The sequence below is a fragment of the Thioalkalivibrio sp. ALE31 genome, from assembly GCF_000377405.1.
GTDB lineage: Bacteria > Pseudomonadota > Gammaproteobacteria > Ectothiorhodospirales > Ectothiorhodospiraceae > Thioalkalivibrio.
On the sequence record NZ_KB905020.1, the window covers coordinates 693,758 to 709,262 of the forward strand.

14 protein-coding genes are annotated in these 15,505 nt (G+C 68.3%); 3 read left to right on the forward strand and 11 right to left on the reverse strand.

From position 1 onward, the window contains the following. Positions 1-121: 121 nt before the first annotated feature. Complete coding sequence (locus D103_RS0103215) at positions 122-700, forward strand: NAD(P)H-dependent oxidoreductase (protein WP_018875802.1); 579 nt, start codon at positions 122-124, stop codon at positions 698-700. Positions 701-885: 185 nt separating this feature from the next. Here D103_RS0103215 and D103_RS0103220 read toward each other — a convergent pair whose 3' ends face one another. From D103_RS0103220 to D103_RS0103275, 11 genes are all read right to left on the reverse strand, one after another. Beyond that, positions 886-1,215 (reverse strand): hypothetical protein, encoded by a 330-nt coding sequence (locus D103_RS0103220; RefSeq protein WP_018875803.1) that lies wholly within the window; start codon positions 1,213-1,215, stop codon positions 886-888. A 115-nt stretch (positions 1,216-1,330) separates the two neighbouring features. After that, a complete protein-coding gene (locus D103_RS0103225) occupies positions 1,331-1,852 on the reverse strand; it encodes a phosphatidylglycerophosphatase A (protein WP_018875804.1) in 522 nt (173 codons plus the stop codon). A gap of 276 nt (positions 1,853-2,128) precedes the next feature. Continuing rightward, positions 2,129-3,142, reverse strand: coding sequence for a thiamine-phosphate kinase (thiL, locus tag D103_RS0103235; protein ID WP_018875805.1), 1,014 nt, complete (start codon positions 3,140-3,142; stop codon positions 2,129-2,131). Between the two features lie 25 nt (positions 3,143-3,167). Beyond that, the gene (gene nusB / locus D103_RS0103240; RefSeq protein WP_018875806.1) at positions 3,168-3,695 is read right to left on the reverse strand and encodes a transcription antitermination factor NusB; all 528 of its coding nucleotides are present in this window, start codon (positions 3,693-3,695) and stop codon (positions 3,168-3,170) included. 17 nt (positions 3,696-3,712) lie between these two features. After that, the gene (gene ribE, locus D103_RS0103245; RefSeq protein ID WP_018875807.1) at positions 3,713-4,198 is read right to left on the reverse strand and encodes a 6,7-dimethyl-8-ribityllumazine synthase; all 486 of its coding nucleotides are present in this window, start codon (positions 4,196-4,198) and stop codon (positions 3,713-3,715) included. Positions 4,199-5,244: 1,046 nt separating this feature from the next. Then, complete coding sequence (gene ribBA, locus D103_RS0103250) at positions 5,245-6,351, reverse strand: bifunctional 3,4-dihydroxy-2-butanone-4-phosphate synthase/GTP cyclohydrolase II (protein WP_018875808.1); 1,107 nt, start codon at positions 6,349-6,351, stop codon at positions 5,245-5,247. Positions 6,352-6,378: 27 nt separating this feature from the next. Then, positions 6,379-7,062 (reverse strand): riboflavin synthase, encoded by a 684-nt coding sequence (locus D103_RS0103255; RefSeq protein WP_018875809.1) that lies wholly within the window; start codon positions 7,060-7,062, stop codon positions 6,379-6,381. A 365-nt stretch (positions 7,063-7,427) separates the two neighbouring features. Continuing rightward, positions 7,428-8,603, reverse strand: coding sequence for a bifunctional diaminohydroxyphosphoribosylaminopyrimidine deaminase/5-amino-6-(5-phosphoribosylamino)uracil reductase RibD (ribD, locus tag D103_RS0103260; protein WP_018875810.1), 1,176 nt, complete (start codon positions 8,601-8,603; stop codon positions 7,428-7,430). Continuing rightward, on the reverse strand, positions 8,603-9,184 hold the full coding sequence (nrdR, locus tag D103_RS0103265; protein ID WP_018881512.1) for a transcriptional regulator NrdR: 582 nt from the start codon (positions 9,182-9,184) through the stop codon (positions 8,603-8,605). Before nrdR ends, ribD begins: the two co-directional genes overlap by 1 nt. Before the next feature lie 30 nt (positions 9,185-9,214). Then, the gene (gene glyA / locus D103_RS0103270; RefSeq protein WP_018867832.1) at positions 9,215-10,474 is read right to left on the reverse strand and encodes a serine hydroxymethyltransferase; all 1,260 of its coding nucleotides are present in this window, start codon (positions 10,472-10,474) and stop codon (positions 9,215-9,217) included. A 272-nt stretch (positions 10,475-10,746) separates the two neighbouring features. Next, positions 10,747-11,541: a transglutaminase family protein gene (locus tag D103_RS0103275; RefSeq protein ID WP_018875812.1), complete on the reverse strand. Its 795-nt coding sequence runs from the start codon at positions 11,539-11,541 to the stop codon at positions 10,747-10,749. 151 nt (positions 11,542-11,692) lie between these two features. Here D103_RS0103275 and D103_RS0103280 point away from each other — a divergent pair, with 151 nt between their 5' ends. Continuing rightward, positions 11,693-12,703 carry a TAXI family TRAP transporter solute-binding subunit gene (locus D103_RS0103280; RefSeq protein ID WP_018875813.1) on the forward strand — a complete coding sequence of 337 codons (1,011 nt, stop codon included), beginning with the start codon at positions 11,693-11,695 and terminating at the stop codon, positions 12,701-12,703. Further along, positions 12,696-15,479: a TRAP transporter permease gene (locus D103_RS0103285; RefSeq protein ID WP_018875814.1), complete on the forward strand. Its 2,784-nt coding sequence runs from the start codon at positions 12,696-12,698 to the stop codon at positions 15,477-15,479. Before D103_RS0103280 ends, D103_RS0103285 begins: the two co-directional genes overlap by 8 nt. Positions 15,480-15,505 lie beyond the last annotated feature (26 nt).

Genomic DNA, 15,505 nt, shown 5'->3' on the forward strand with positions numbered 1-15,505 from the left:
CCGGAGGCGTTTTTGGCGGCCAACCAACCGCCCCCTCACACCACGGCCCGTACCGGAACCACCGCGTCCGCCGGCTGGGCTACGCTTGGGAAACGGGCTCAGCCATCACGAGGGCCAACGCATGACGCGAATCCTGATCCTCCAGGGGCACCCGGACCCGGCCGGCGGCCATCTCGACCACGCGCTCGCCGACGCCTACCGCGAGGGGGCCGAACAGGGCGGCTTCGCGGTGGACACCTACACCATCGCCCATCGTGATGTCCCGCTGCTCAGGAGCCAGGCCGAGTTCCTCGACGCAAGCGTCCCGCCCGCGATCCTCGAGGCCCAGGCCCTGATCGAGGCCGCCCACCACATTGTGCTGATCTACCCGCTGTGGCTGGGCGACATGCCGGCCGGGGTGAAGGCCTTCCTGGAACAGACCCTCAGGCCAGCCTTTGTCGCCGATGGCGACATGAACCGCCTGCGCCACACGCGGCTGAAGGGCCGTTCCGTACGCATCGTGGTCACCATGGGCATGCCGGCCCTCGCCTACCGCTGGTGGTTCGGCGCCCACAGCCTGAAGAGCCTGGAGCGGAACATCCTGCGCTTCTGTGGCTTCGGCCCCGTCCGCCACACCCTGATCGGCCAGAACGGCGGCAACGCGGCCGCGCGCGAGCGCTGGCTGCAGCAGCTGCGCACGCTCGGCCACCAGGCGAAGTAACGGACCAGTCGGTGCACTTGGGGCCCATTCCGATCCAGCCGGTCTGTGTGAACCCCAACAACCTCCCACTGAGCGAAGGACGGGAGCACCGATCGGGACGTCCGAAATGACTTGACCACTACACGGTCAAACGGAGACCGTCCCACCCCGCGAACACGTGCGCAGGGCGGATCCGCCGCGCTCGGTCAGAGCCCCGGGAGATCCGGGCTCGGCGGGGTGGGCGGCTCGGGGAGATCGGACGGGTCCGGCAGCGGCGCGTCGTCCGGCGACGGCGGCGAGGACGGATCCGGCGCCCGCGGAAGGTCGGGCCCCCGATCGGGGCGCGGGTCGCCGCGGCGCTGCCCGGGCGGAGTACCGCCGTGGCCGGGTGGCAGGTCGCCGGCGGCCGGCGTGTCGCCACTGGCGCCCGGGGCGCCCGAAGGCGGCCCGCCCGCCGGCTGCGCCTGAACGCCGCCAGACGCCAGGAGGGCACTCACGAACGAGACTTGAAGCCAATGACGCATGGAGATCTTCATGCCACACACTCCTTTGGTGGATACCTGACCCTGAGGCGTTGCCGTATCCGCACGAGTTCTCGCCATCGCGCGACTCTGCCGACCCGTTCACACCCGGGCCCACCCGAGTGCTGTCCTACGCCTCGACCACCAGTTGCTGGAACAACCCGCCCAGGATCACCAGGGCGAAGCCTGCGTACAGGCCGGCGACCACATCGTCCATCATGATCCCGTGGCCGTCCTGCCACTTGTGGTCGAAATAGTTCGCCGGCCAGGGCTTGAGGATGTCGAAAATCCGGAACAGCAGAAAGCCGACCACCACCCACATCAGCCCCGCGGGGGCAAAAGCCAGGGTAATCAGCATGCCCGCCCATTCGTCCCAGACGATGCCGGGGTGATCGTGCACACCGAGCTTGCGGGCACTCTCGCCACAGATGTAGAAGCCGGCCATGACCACGATCACGGTCACGGCGATGTAGGCCCATTCCGGGAAATTCATGATCGCGAAGTACAGCACCAGCGCACCCAGCGAGCCGGTGGTGCCCGGCGCCCAGCGCGACAGGCCGCTGCCGAAGCCGAAGGCCAGCAGGTGGATCGGATCGCCGAATACGGTCTTCGCCGATGGCATCTGCGGCTTGCGGCTCTTCTGCTCCGTCATGGCTACCCTGTCCCTAGTGTTCCTTGGGAAACACTGATCAATGTACACGCTCGCGCTCGAGTCGCTTTTGCGTGCGAACAAGGCGCGGCGACGGCCGTGCAGCATTCTGCACAAGGGAGCCGCAACGCCGTGCGCGCGCAAAAGCGGCCGAGCCCCTTCGGGGTTGGTACCCCAGGTTCCCCGATCCTGCGTTGCGGCCCTTGCCGGTAGAACCACTACCGGCTGCGCACCGCGCCTTGTCTCGGAAAACCTGGGGTACCAACGCGAGTGTGTACATTAATCAGTGTTTCCCATGTTGTCCGCGAAATGATCGTGCCCCGCCCGCGTCACGTCCAGTCGCCGCCCGTCCGCGTCCTCGACGACCACCGCTTCACCCTCCGTGCATTCCCCGATCACGGTCAGCGGCACATCCACGCTGAAGGCCAGCAGATCCAGCGATTCCCCGGCCGGCAGTGCGAACAGCAGTTCGTAGTCCTCGCCTCCGCCGAGCGCATACTCGCGGGCCTGATCGTCCGGGATCTGTGCCAGCAACGGATCGCGGGGGACGGCGGGCCAGTCGACCCGCGCGCCACAGCCCGAAGCGGCACACAGGTGCCCGAGATCCGCCAGCAGGCCGTCGGAAATATCGATAGCCGCCCGGGCACGGTTGCGCAGGCCGCGCCCCAGGGCCAGCCGCGCGCGGGGCCAGAACAGCCGGTCGCAGGCCGGCTCCCGGGCATCGGCGGGCAGAGCCGCGCCCGCGGCGCCCCGCGCCCGCCGGGCGCTCTCGTGGGCCAGCCCGAAGGCCGCCCCGCCCAACGCACCGGATACCACCAGTCGGTCGCCGGGCCGGGCCCCGGACCGGCGCAGGGCCTGGCCCGCAGGCACGGCACCCAGCACGGTCACGCTGATTGCCAGAGGGCCCCGGTTGGTATCCCCGCCTACCAGCGGGATACCAACCTCTTCGGCCAGCGCCAGGAAGCCCTCGCTGAAACCCGCCAGCCAGTCATGATCGACCCGGGGCAGGGTCAGCGACAGCAGCGCGCCCAGCGGCTCGGCCCCCATCGCGGCCAGGTCACTGAGGTTGGAAGCCAGGGCCTTGTGCCCGACGCTCGCCGGCGGGTGATCGGGGAAAAAATGGGTACCCTCAACCAGGGTGTCGACAGTGACGGCCAGCTCGTGGCCGCTCGCCACAGCCAACAGGGCGGCATCGTCCCCGATGCCAAGCCGCACGCCGTCGGCGTTCACGTCCGCCAACGGCGCGCCGAAATAACGCTGAATCAGGTCGAACTCGGAGTCGGGGCCGGCCATTGCCGTGCTGCGGCGTTGCGCGGGGTCAGCGCGGCGTGGCGCGCTCGGGACCGCGCAGCTCGGCCGAGAGCCGGTCCAGCACACCGTTGATGTAGCGATGCGACTGCTCCGCACCGTAGCGTTTGGCCAGGTCCACGGCCTCGTTGATCACCACGCGATAGGGCACCTCGATCCGCTCGGCCAGCTCCCACTGACCCAGCCACAGCAGGGCATGCTCCACCGGGTCGAGCTGGTCCAGCGGGCGGCCGAGGTACGGCTCCATGCGGGCATCCAGGGCCTCGCGATCGCGGGTCACACCGATCAGCAGCTCGCGGAAATACTCGGCATCCGCCTTCGCGTGTTCCTCGTCGTCACGGAACTCGGCCAGGATGTCCTTGGGGTGGGCGCCGGTCATCTGCCAGGAGTAGAGCGCCTGCATGGCGCGACGCCGCGCGAACGAGCGCGCGTGGCGCGCCCGCTGTTCGGGCGTGCTGCGCGGGCGCTTGCCGCGTGCGCCGCCCGCGCCCTTGGCGGCGGGACGGTCGGGTTGGGAGGGATTGCCAGGTTCGGTCACGTCGGTTTCGTGCTCGCTCAGGCGCCGCCGCGCAGCTGCCGCATCAGGCTGACCATCTCGATCGCGCCCATCGCGGCATCCGCGCCCTTGTTGCCGGCCTTGGTGCCGGCGCGTTCAATCGCCTGCTCAATGGAGTCCGTCGTCAGAACACCGAAGCTGATCGGCAGGTCCTCGGCCATCTGCACCTGGGCCAGGCCCTTGGCCGCCTCGCCGGCGACGTAGTCGAAATGCGGGGTGGAGCCGCGGATCACGCAGCCCAGGGCAATGACCCCGTCATACTGCCCGGAACGCGCCATCGCCTGGGCCGCCAGCGGCAGTTCATAGGCCCCCGGCACGCGGGCGATGGTCAGATTCTTTTCCTGCACGCCATGGCGCTTCAGGGTATCCACCGCGCCTTCCAGCAGGCGTTCGACGATCAGGCTGTTAAAGCGCGCCAGCAGCAGGCCATAGCGATGGTCGGCGGCGTCGGTGAATACGCCTTCCAGGGTCTTGATGTCGTGCATGGTTTCATTCCGATTGAGACGGAGACGAGGCGGCCGTTCGGGGCCGACCCGCGGGGCCGAGTTGCAAAGGCCGCCTAGTGTAGCACCGCGAACCCGCGCGGTAGAGCGCGCCCGCACGAATCGGGCGACGGGCCGCCTGCCATACCGCTGACTGGCCCTGCATTTGGCGCCAGTATTTTCAGTGGCCTCGGCCCGGGGTCCTGCCCGGTCATGTCTACCCTTCGTTCATCGTTCGGTGTTTACCGTGCTTTCGTCTGGCCACCTGCCTCGTGGTGGCAGGTCCTGGTTCGGCATCCGGTGTTTACGGTGCCTTCGGTCCGCAACCTGCCAGGCGCTGACTCGCCAGCGCGCCCCGAGGTACTTCTTTGCTCGTGCAAAGAAGTACCCAAGAAACACGCCCGACTGCCGCGACCCCGGCCCGCTGAGCGGGCCGGGGCTTCCCTCGCTCCGAGGCTTTTCGCGGGCGGCGCTGAACTCGCTGCGCCTGCGGCTCCGCTCAGACATCCAGCGCCTCTAATCCCGCGAAAACCCTCTCCGCTCGGCGCGACGACAACGGGGAGGCAGGTCCAAACAACGGCTAGTCCAGCGATATAGCTAGTGGATGTTGGCTGGGTCTTCGGACATCCTGGGCACGCTCGGTCTTTGGCCGTTGCGTGCCGCGCCCGCGTGGCGGGCGCCGGGGGCTTTCGGGTGGCGGTGCCTATGGTTAGGAGTAAGGGTGGGGATACGGTAGGTTTTGACCTTCGCCTCCCGTATGGAGCCCCTCGCGGAGGGCGTGATGGGCCGGCCCGTTTTCCATAAATTCGGGGCGCTGGATGTCTGAGCGGAGCCGAAGGCGCAGCGAGTTCAGCGCCGCCGGCCCAGCGCGTCCGGAGCGAGGTTCCCGGGCGAAATCCGGGTGCCCTTCTTTGGGTCCTTTCTTGGGCAAGCAAGAAAGGACCTCGCGGCGCGCTGGCGAATCAGCGCCTGGCAGGTTGCGGACCGAAGGCACCGTAAACACCGAGCGACGAACCATGGCCAGCCACCACGAGGCAGGCGGCCGGGGGCTACTCGTGGACGTAGTCCACGACCTCCAGGCCGAAGCCACCGAGGCCATGAAAGCGCTTGGGCGCCGACATCAGCTTCATGCGCCCCACCCCGCAGTCAGCCAGGATCTGGGCACCAATGCCATACATGCGCCACTCGGCGGAGTTCTCCCGCCCACTGCGCTCTTCCGGCGCCGGCTGGCCGATATGCTCCAGACGCTGGGCCAGGGCCTCCGGGCTCTCGTGCTTGCGCAGCACCACCACCACACCCTCGCCGGCCGCGTCGATCCGGCGCAGGGCATCGTCCAGCGGCCAGCCACGATCCGGACCGGCGTAACCCAGCGTGTCGTACAGCGTGCTTTCCAGGTGGACACGCACCAGGGTCTCCTGGTCCGGCTTCGGCTCCCCGCGCACCAGCGCGAAATGCAGCTCGTGATCCACCTCGTCCTCGAACGCCAGCAAGCGGAACTCGCCGTACTCGGTCGGGAAGGGGCGTTCGGAAACCCGCTGCACCGTCTTCTCGTTCTCGATCCGGTAGCGGATCAGGTCCTCGATGGTGCCCATCTTGAGATCGTGCTCGGCGCAGAAGCGTTCGAGATCCGAACGCCGCGCCATGCTGCCGTCCTCGTTCAGGATCTCGACAATCACCGCCGCCGGTTCGGCCCCAGCCAGGCGCGCCAGATCGCACCCGGCCTCGGTATGGCCGGCGCGCACGATGACCCCGCCGGGCTGTGCCATCAGCGGAAACACGTGCCCCGGCTGGACGATATCCTCGGGCTTCGCGTTGGGCGCGACCGCGGTCCGGATGGTGTGTGCGCGATCGTAGGCCGAGATGCCGGTGGTCACGCCCTCGGCGGCCTCGATCGACAGCGTAAAGTTGGTGCCATGCACGTCATTGGTGTCGGTCACCATCAGCGGCAGCGCGAGCTGCTTGCAGCGCTCGCGGGTCAGCGTCAGGCAGATTAGCCCCCGGCCGTACTTGGCCATGAAGTTGATGTCCTCGGGCCGCGCGTGCGAGGCCAGCATCAAGAGGTCGCCCTCGTTCTCGCGGTCCTCGTCGTCGACGATGACCACCATGCGTCCGGCCTGCAGTTCCTCGAGGATCGTTTCGGTACTGGAAAATTCCATGCGTGCCTTCGGTCGGGGGCCGTGCGCTCAGTCGCGCGGCCCGGATTGATTGGGAAAGCCCTGTTCAGCCAGCCAGGCCTCCGACAGGTCGCCCGCCTGCGCGCCGGGCTCGGCCGCCCGCTCGCCCAGCATCAGACGCTCCAGGTAGCGGGCGATCAGGTCGACCTCGAGGTTGACCGGGGTGCCCACCGTATAGACGGCGAAGCGGGTCAGGGACCAGGTGTGCGGGATGATGTTGACCTCGAACTCGGCGCCGTCCACGCGGTTCACGGTCAGGCTGGTGCCATCAATGGTGATCGAGCCCTTGGCCGCGATGTAGCGGGCCAGTGCCGGTGGCGCGCGAAAGCGCACGCGGGTCGAGCGCGCATCGGGCTCCATCGCCACCACCTCGCCGACGCCGTCGACGTGCCCGGACACCATGTGCCCGCCCAGACGGTCGCCCAAAGCCAGCGCCCGTTCGAGGTTCACCCGGTCCCCCGGTCCGAGGTGGCCCAGCGTGGTCACCTCCAGCGACTCGCGCGAGACATCGGCGGCAAAGCCACTGCCCGCCAGATCGGTCACCGTCAGGCAGACCCCGTTCACCGCGATGGAGTCCCCCAGCCGGGTGTCCGACAGGTCCATCCCGGTCGCGTTCACGTGCAGCCGCACGTCGCCACCACTGGGGGTCAGGCGCTCCAGGCTGCCTAGGGTCTCGATGATTCCGGTAAACATGGACGTCCGCTCGTTCCGGGGTGCCCGCACGAACCGCGCCGGGCTGCTCGCCGCCCATCATAGGGAAACCCTAATGAATTCGCACCACGCCCCGGACGTTTGCCCGGTTCCTGGACGGAAAACCCTTGTTCACCACGAAGCACACGAAGACACGAAGAAGGTCAAAGGCGGTTCACAGGAAGATGGGAAGATTGGAAGGGTTTTTCGGTAAAGCACAATAGCGGATGGTCATGGTCTGCCCATGCGATGCGGTTGCGCACCCCGTTTCAAACCCAGTCATCCTTCCACTCTTTCCGTCTTCCTGTAGACCGCCCTTGACCTTTCCCTTCTTCGTGCCTTCGTGTGCTTCGTGGTGAAATCGGCCTTCAGGAACGCGGGTGGGCGCGCAGGCGCAGGGTTTCGCCGACCCAGCGGGAATCGACGATCTCGAGTTCGGCGCGCTCGGACATGCGGGCCAGCGGCCACTCGACCAGGGGGCGAGCATTGGAGCCCATCAGCAGGGGGGCCTGGTAGATCAGCCATTCGTCCACCCAGCCACCGCGCGCAAGCGCCCCGGCCAGACCCGGTCCGGATTCCACATGCAGCTCGTTGACCTCGGCGCGGCCCAGCTCCGCCAGCACCGCGCCCAGATCCAGCCCGCCATCGGCGGATTCCTCCGCCAGCGGCACGGGCCGGACCTCCGCCCCTCGGCCGCGCAGGGTGTCCGCGGCCGGCGAGTCCGCGGCATCGGGCCCCGTGAGGATCCAGACCGGTCCCTCGCGCAGGATCTGCGCGCCCGGCGGCGTCCGCAGGCGGGCGTCCAGGATCACCCGCAGGGGCTGGCGTCCCGGCAGGTCGTAATAGCGGGGGTCGTCCGGAAATCCGGCATGGGCGGCCAGGTCGAACGGCTTCATGCGCACGTTCAGGCGCGGGTCGTCGGCGACCACGGTGCCGCTGCCGGTCAGGATCGCGCCCGCGCGGGCCCGCCACTGCTGGACGTCGCGGCGCGCCGCCTCGCCGGTGATCCATTGCGACTCGCCGGAGGCCATGGCGGTACGCCCGTCGAGGCTCGCGGCAAGCTTGACCCGCACCCAGGGGCGTCCCTGCTCCATGCGCCGCACGAATCCGGGGTTCAGGGCACGCGCCTCGGCCTCCAGCACGCCGCTGTCGACCGGGATACCTGCTGCCCGCAGGGCCTCGATCCCGCCGCCACAGACCTGCGGGTTGGGGTCCTGCATGGCGATCACGACCCGGGCTACCCCAGCGCCGATCAGGGCATCGGTGCAGGGCGGGGTCCGGCCGTGATGGCTGCAGGGTTCCAGGGTGACGTAGGCGGTTGCGCCACGCGCGGCCTCGCCCGCCGCCCGCAGTGCGTTCACCTCGGCATGGGCCTCGCCGGCCTTCCAGTGCAGTCCCGCGCCGACTTCGCGTCCGTCGCGCACGATCACGCACCCGACCCGCGGGTTCGGGTCCGCGGTGAAGCGGCCGTAGTCGGCCAGCTCCAGGGCCCGCGCCATGTAACGGCGGTCCGTGATCGCCTGCTCGGTCGTGGGTGCTTCCATCACTCCCCCCTGGACGAGTCACCACTCCCCGGTGGCACCTGCGGGCCGCCCGCCGCCGGTTCCGGGGCAGGACCGGGCGCCTCCTCGTCGATCAGACGCAGCTGCGAGCGGCGCATCTCCGGGCTGAGGTCTTCCTCCAGCCGTTCGATGGCCTCGCGGAAGGACTGCACACTGGCGAAGCTGAGATAAATGGAGGCAAACCGGATATAGGCCACATGGTCGAGGCCGTGCAAGGCGGCCAGGACCATTTCGCCGATACGGTCGGATTTCACTTCCGGGGCGGTGAGCGCGGACAGCTGACGCTTGATGTCGTCGATGACCCGCTCGACATCGTCGGTCTTCACCGGGCGCTTGTGCAGGGCCCGACGCAGACCGCTGCGCAGCTTCTCCTCGTCGAAGGCGACGCGTTCGCCGGAGCGCTTGACCACCCGCGGCAGGCTGAACTCCGCCCGTTCGAAGGTGGTAAAGCGCGCCCCGCAGGCGCGGCACTGGCGCCGGCGCCGGATCTGTTCCTGCTCCGGGCCGGCCACCCGCGAATCGACCACGCGGGTATCCTGATCATGACAGGACGGACAGCGCATCCCGCGCCCGCGACCCGTGACTCGCCGTGATTATTCGGGCGCGCCGTAGACCGGGAAGCGGCGGCAGATCTCGACGACCTTGTCGCGGGTCGCGTCGATCACCTGCTCGTTCTCGTGGTCGTCCAGCACGTCGGCGATCCAGCCGGCCAGCTCGCGCGACTCGGCCTCGGTAAAGCCACGCGTGGTCAGCGCGGCGGTGCCGATGCGGATGCCGGAGGTTACGAACGGGGACTGCGGGTCGTTCGGCACCGCGTTCTTGTTGACGGTGATGTTGGCGCGACCCAGCGCGGCATCCGCGGCCTTTCCGGTCATGCCCTTGGACACCAGGCTCAGCAGGAACAGGTGGTTGTCGGTGCCTCCGGAGACGATGTCGTAGCCGCGTTCGACCAGGACCTCGGCCATCGCGCGGGCGTTGGCGATCACCTGCTTCTGGTAGGTCTTGAATTCCGGTTCCAGGGCCTCCTTGAACGCCACCGCCTTGCCGGCGATCACGTGCATCAGCGGGCCACCCTGGGTACCCGGGAAGATCAGCGACTGGAACTTCTTGTTCAGCTCCGGCTGACCCTTGGTGATGATGAAGCCGCCACGCGGCCCGCGCAGGGACTTGTGCGTGGTGGAGGTGACCACGTGGGCGTGGTCGATCGGATTCGGGTATTCACCAGCCGCGATCAGGCCGGAGACGTGGGCCATGTCCACCATCAGGTAGGCGCCCACGGAATCGGCGATCTCGCGGAAGCGCTTCCAGTCGACCACACGCGAGTAGGCGGAGAAGCCGGCGACGATCATCTTCGGCTGGTGCTCGGTGGCCAGACGCTGGACCTCGTCGTAGTCGATCAGGCCCTCGTCGGTGATGCCGTACTGCACCGCGTTGTAGATCTTGCCGGAGAAGTTCGGCTTGGCGCCGTGGGTCAGGTGGCCGCCGGCGTCCAGGCTCATGCCGAGCACGGTGTCATGCGGCTGCAGCAGGGCCATGTACACGGCCGCGTTGGCCTGCGAGCCGGAATGCGGCTGCACGTTGGCGTAGTCGGCGCCGTAGAGTTCCTTGAGACGGTCGATCGCGAGCTGTTCGACGATATCCACGTACTCGCAGCCACCGTAGTAGCGCTTGCCCGGGTAGCCCTCGGCGTACTTGTTGGTCAGCACGGAGCCCTGGGCCTCCATCACGCGCGGGCTGGTGTAGTTCTCGGAGGCGATCAGCTCGATGTGCTCTTCCTGGCGCTGCGCCTCCTTGCTGATGGCGCCCCAGAGTTCGTCGTCGTAACCGTGGATACTCATGTCGATCGAAAACATTCGGTTCTCCCGTTCAAGGCTTCGGATTCGGTGGATTGCGGCGCGCCCGCCGGAAGGCGGCACTGCCGTCAAAAAGGCCGCTTATCATACGTCATCCGGCCCCTCTTTTCAGACCGGGCGGCTCCCGGGGCGCCCACCACGACGCCTCGCGAACGCCCCGAAATTGCGGGTTTCGCAAGCCCGATCAAGTACTTTGATGCCGGTCCCTTCGGCGCGGACGGGGCCGGCTCAAGCCCCTTCCAGCGACCGTGGAATACCGCGCCCGGCGCGCGTCAGGCGGGTCCGTCGATCCGCTCGACACCCACCTCGTGGCGGATCGGGTAGACCGGGAGCCCGAACTGGTTGTAGATCGCCACGTCCGCCGCGTCGCGGCCGTAGCCCACCACCACGTAGCCGCCCCGCAATTCCGTCTGGGTCGCATCGAAGCTGTACCAGCGACCGCCGACGAAGGCCTCGAACCAGGCGTGCATGTCCATCGGCTGCAGGCCGTGCAGATACCCGACCACCATGCGCGCCGGGATACTGAGACTGCGGCAAAGGGCGATGCCCAGATGCGCCAGGTCGCGGCACACCCCACTCCCGCGCTGGTTCACCTCCACCGCCGAGATCGGGATGTCGCTGGTGCCGGGAAGATACTCGATGCGGTCACGCAGCCATTGCTCGATGGCGGCCACCTGGTCGTAGCCCAGCCACTGCCCGGCGGTGATCTCGGTCGCCATGCGATTGAAACGGTCCGATTCGCAGAAGCGGCTGGGCAGGAGGTAGCCAAGGGTCGCGTCCGGCAGGGCCTGTACCTCGACAAACGGGGCGCCGGGGGCGCGATCCAGGGCATCGGCCGTCTGCACCTCGGCCGCCGTGTGGATCGAGAATGGCCCCGGCGGCGCGACCAGACGCTGGCAGAGATTGCCGTAGACATCCACGAACTCGGTCACCGGGGCGTTCGGCACCAGGCGATACTCCTCGCGCGCGATCCACTGCAGCGGGCCGCTGCGCGGGCGCAGCATCAGCACGAACGGTGTCGGGACGGGGATCTCGAATTCGAAGTCACAGCGGGTTTCAAGCCACATGGGGCAATGCCTGCGTCGGATGGAGGCCTCACCCTACGCGCCGCTTGACCGCAGAGCCAGAAAAACCTTGCCGCGTTACCCGGACCGGCGGGCGTGTACATTACGGCCCGATTCCCTACACTCGCGATACCGCCTGTTCCCGGGAGAACACATGCGAGGATCCGCCGTGCACCGCATCCCGACACGTCGCCTGACCCGCGGGCTGCCGGCCCTGGGCCTGAGCCTGGCTTTGTTGCTGCTCGCGCCCCTGGCGGCGGCCGAGCAGCGCTTCATCAACATCGGTACCGGCGGCGTCACCGGGGTCTACTACCCGGCCGGCCAGCACCTGTGCCGCCTGTTCAACACTCGCCGCGACGAACACGGGATGCGCTGCACCGCGGAAAGCACCGGGGGCTCGGTGTTCAATCTGAACATGGTGCGCTCCGGCGACATGGATTTCGGCGTGGCCCAGTCGGATCTGCAGTACCACGCCTACCACGGCAGCGGCCGCTTCGAGGCCTTCGGGCCAGCCACGCACCTGCGGGCCATGTTCAGCCTGCACCCGGAGCCCCTGACCCTGGTGGTGCGTCCCGACGCGGAGATTGCCGGACTGGATGATCTGCCGGACAAGCGCGTGAACATCGGCAACCCCGGATCCGGCCAGCGCACCCTGATGGAAGAGCTGATGGAGAAGCTCGGCTGGGATCACGATACCTTCCGCCGAGTCAGCGAGCTGCCCTCGCGCGAGCAGGCCCAGGCCCTGTGCGACAATCGCATCGACGCCTTCGTGTTCTCCGTCGGCCACCCTTCGGCGGCGATCCAGGAGCCCATCGCCACCTGTGATGCACGCCTGGTCTCCATCGAGGGGCCGGCCATCGAGGAACTGATCCGCTCGACCCCCTACTACCTCACCGCCGTGATTCCCGCCGATACCTACCCAGGGCAGGACCAGGACATCCGCACCTACGGCGTGGGCGCCACCCTGGTCACCTCGGACCGCACGTCGAACACCGCCGCCTTTGAACTGACCCGCGCCGTGTTCGAGAACTTCGAGACCTTCCGTGGCCTGCACCCGGCCTTCAGCGGTCTCGAACGCGAGGGCATGGTGGACGAGGGCCTGTCCGCGCCCATGCACCCCGGCGCCCGACGCTACTTTCGCGAGGCAGGACTGATCGATGACTGATACCCGAGCCCAGGATGTCGCCAGCCCGGAAGACCGCCAGGTCGCCGAGCTGGAGACCGGCGGCCGCCACCCCGGCCGCGCGACCCGCAGTCTCATCTGGATCACGGCCGTCGCGTGGTCGCTGTTCCAGATCTGGATCGCCGCGCCGATGGCCGACTGGGTGGATGTCTTCGTGGTCTCCGAGACCGAGGCCCGCTCCATCCATCTGGCCTTCGCGATCTTCCTCGGCTACCTGCTCTTCCCCGCGGTACGTCCCACCGCCCGCGGCAAGGGCTGGCAGCACGCGATCGGCATCCTCTATGCCCTCGGCGGCCTGGCCCTGATCGCACTAGGGCTATGGCAGCTGCTGGGCCTTGAACGCCTCGGCGAGGTCTATCTGGCTCTGGGGATCGCCCTGGTCGTAGTGGCCTGGCCCCTGCTGCGCGGGAACGACCCCGTGCATCGTGTGCCCCTGGGCGACTGGGTATTCGCCGCGGTCGCGGCCTTCAGTGCGCTCTACCTCTACCTGTTCCACGAGGCGCTGGCGGCGCGCCCAGGCGCCCCCACCGAGCTGGACCTGGTCATGGCCGGGATCGGTCTGATCCTGCTGCTGGAGGCGACACGCCGCGTGCTCGGCCCGGCGCTGACCATCATCGCGGCGATCTTCCTGTTCTACACCTTCGCCGGGCCGCTGATGCCAGACCTGATCGCCCATCGCGGCGCCAGCTACCCGCGCGCGATGGCGCAGCAGTGGCTGTCCAACGAGGGGGTGTTCGGGATCGCGCTGGGGGTCTCCACCAGCTTCGTGTTCCTGTTCGTGCTGTTCGGCGCGCTGCTGGAACGCGCCGGCGCCGGCGACTACTTCATCCGCGTGGCCTTCTCCTTGCTCGGGCACCTGCGCGGGGGCCCGGCCAAGGCCGCGGTGATGGCCTCGGGGATGACCGGCGTGGTCTCCGGTTCATCCATCGCCAATGTGGTCACCACCGGCACCTTCACCGTGCCGCTGATGCGCCGGGTCGGTTTCGCCCCGCACAAGGCCGGCGCGGTGGAGGTGGCCAGCTCGGTCAACGGCCAGTTGATGCCGCCGGTGATGGGGGCCGCCGCCTTCCTGATGGTCGAGTACGTCGGCATCCCCTACGTGGAGGTGCTCAAACACGCGATTCTGCCGGCGCTGATCGCCTATATCGCGCTGATCTATATCGTCCACCTGGAGGCCTGCAAGAACGGCATGGAGGGGCTCCAGCGCGCCACCGTGACCACCTGGCGCGGGCGCCTGATCAGCTTCGGGATCACCGTCTCCAGCCTGATCATCCTGGCCGCCGCGGTGTACTGGGGGCTGGGCTGGATCAAGGACGTGGCCGGCGACGCCGCCGCCTGGATCATCGCCGGCCTGCTGTTCGCGGCCTACCTGATCCTGCTGTGGATCGTCGCCCGCGAACCCGAGCCGGAACCCCTGGACACCGAGCAACCCCTGCCGCGCGTGCTACCCACGGTACTGGGCGGTCTGCACTATGTGCTGCCGCTGGTGGTGCTGGTCTGGGCTCTGGTGGTGGAACGCCTGTCGCCGGGGCTGGCGGCGTTCTGGGCGGTGGCCTTCATGATCTTCATCGTCCTGACCCAGCGCCCGCTGGTCGCGCTGTTCCGGCGCCAGGGCCGGCTGCTGCAGGCGACCTGGGTCGGGGTATGGGAGCTGTTCCAGGGCTTCGAGACCGGCGCGCGCAACATGATCGGTATCGGCCTGGCCACCGCCGCGGCCGGGATCATCGTCGGCACCGTGGCAATGACCGGCGTCGGGCTGGTGCTGACCGACCTGGTGGACACCCTGTCCGGCGGCAACCTGCTGCTGGTGCTGGTGCTGACGGCCCTGATCAGCCTGATCCTGGGGCTGGGCCTGCCGACCACCGCGAACTACATCATCGTGGCGACCCTGATGGCCCCGATCATCGTCGACCTGGGCGCCCAGCACGACATCCTGATCCCGCTGATCGCGGCCCACCTGTTCGTGTTCTATTTCGGCATCATGGCCGACGTGACGCCGCCGGTGGGTCTGGCCTCGTTTGCCGGCGCGGCGATCGCGAAGGCCGACCCGATCCGCACCGGGATCCAGGCCTTTGCCTACAGCCTGCGCACCATCGCATTGCCGTTCTTCTTCATCTTTAACAGCCAGTTGCTGCTGATCGGCGTGGACAACGTGTTCCAGCTGACGCTGGTATTCCTCGGCTCGCTGGCGGGCATCCTCGCGTTTACCGCAGCCACCCAGGGCTGGTTCCTGACCCGCAGCCGCTACTGGGAATCCGGCGCCCTGCTGGTGGTGGCCTTCGTGCTGCTGGTGCCCACGGTACTGATGGACCGCATCGCGCCGCCCTTTGCGCACCAGCCGCCGGAGACCCTGCTGGAGGTCGTCGAAACGATCCCGGATCGTGACTCGCTGCGCGTGGAGGCCACCGGCATCGACCTGGAGGGCCGCGAGATCACCCGCACGGTGATGTTCCCACTGGGCAGCCCGGATCTGGCTCCGCGCGAACGCCTGGCCGATGCCGGCCTGGACGTGCGCTTCGATCCCGACGCGCAGAAGGCGCAGATACAAACGGTTGCTTTCGGCAGCCCGGCCGGCCGGGTAGGCTTGGAGGGTGGCTGGGCCATCACCGGCGTGCTGGTGCCCACCGACCGTCCGAGTCCCTACTGGTTCTACCTCCCCGCGCTGGCCCTGGGGCTCCTGGTCGCCTGGAACCAGCGCCGGCGCACGACACCACCGGGAGGCGGGCCATCCGCCGACGCCCCGGCGCTGTCGGCGTAACCCGACCTCACCACGAACGGAGGACC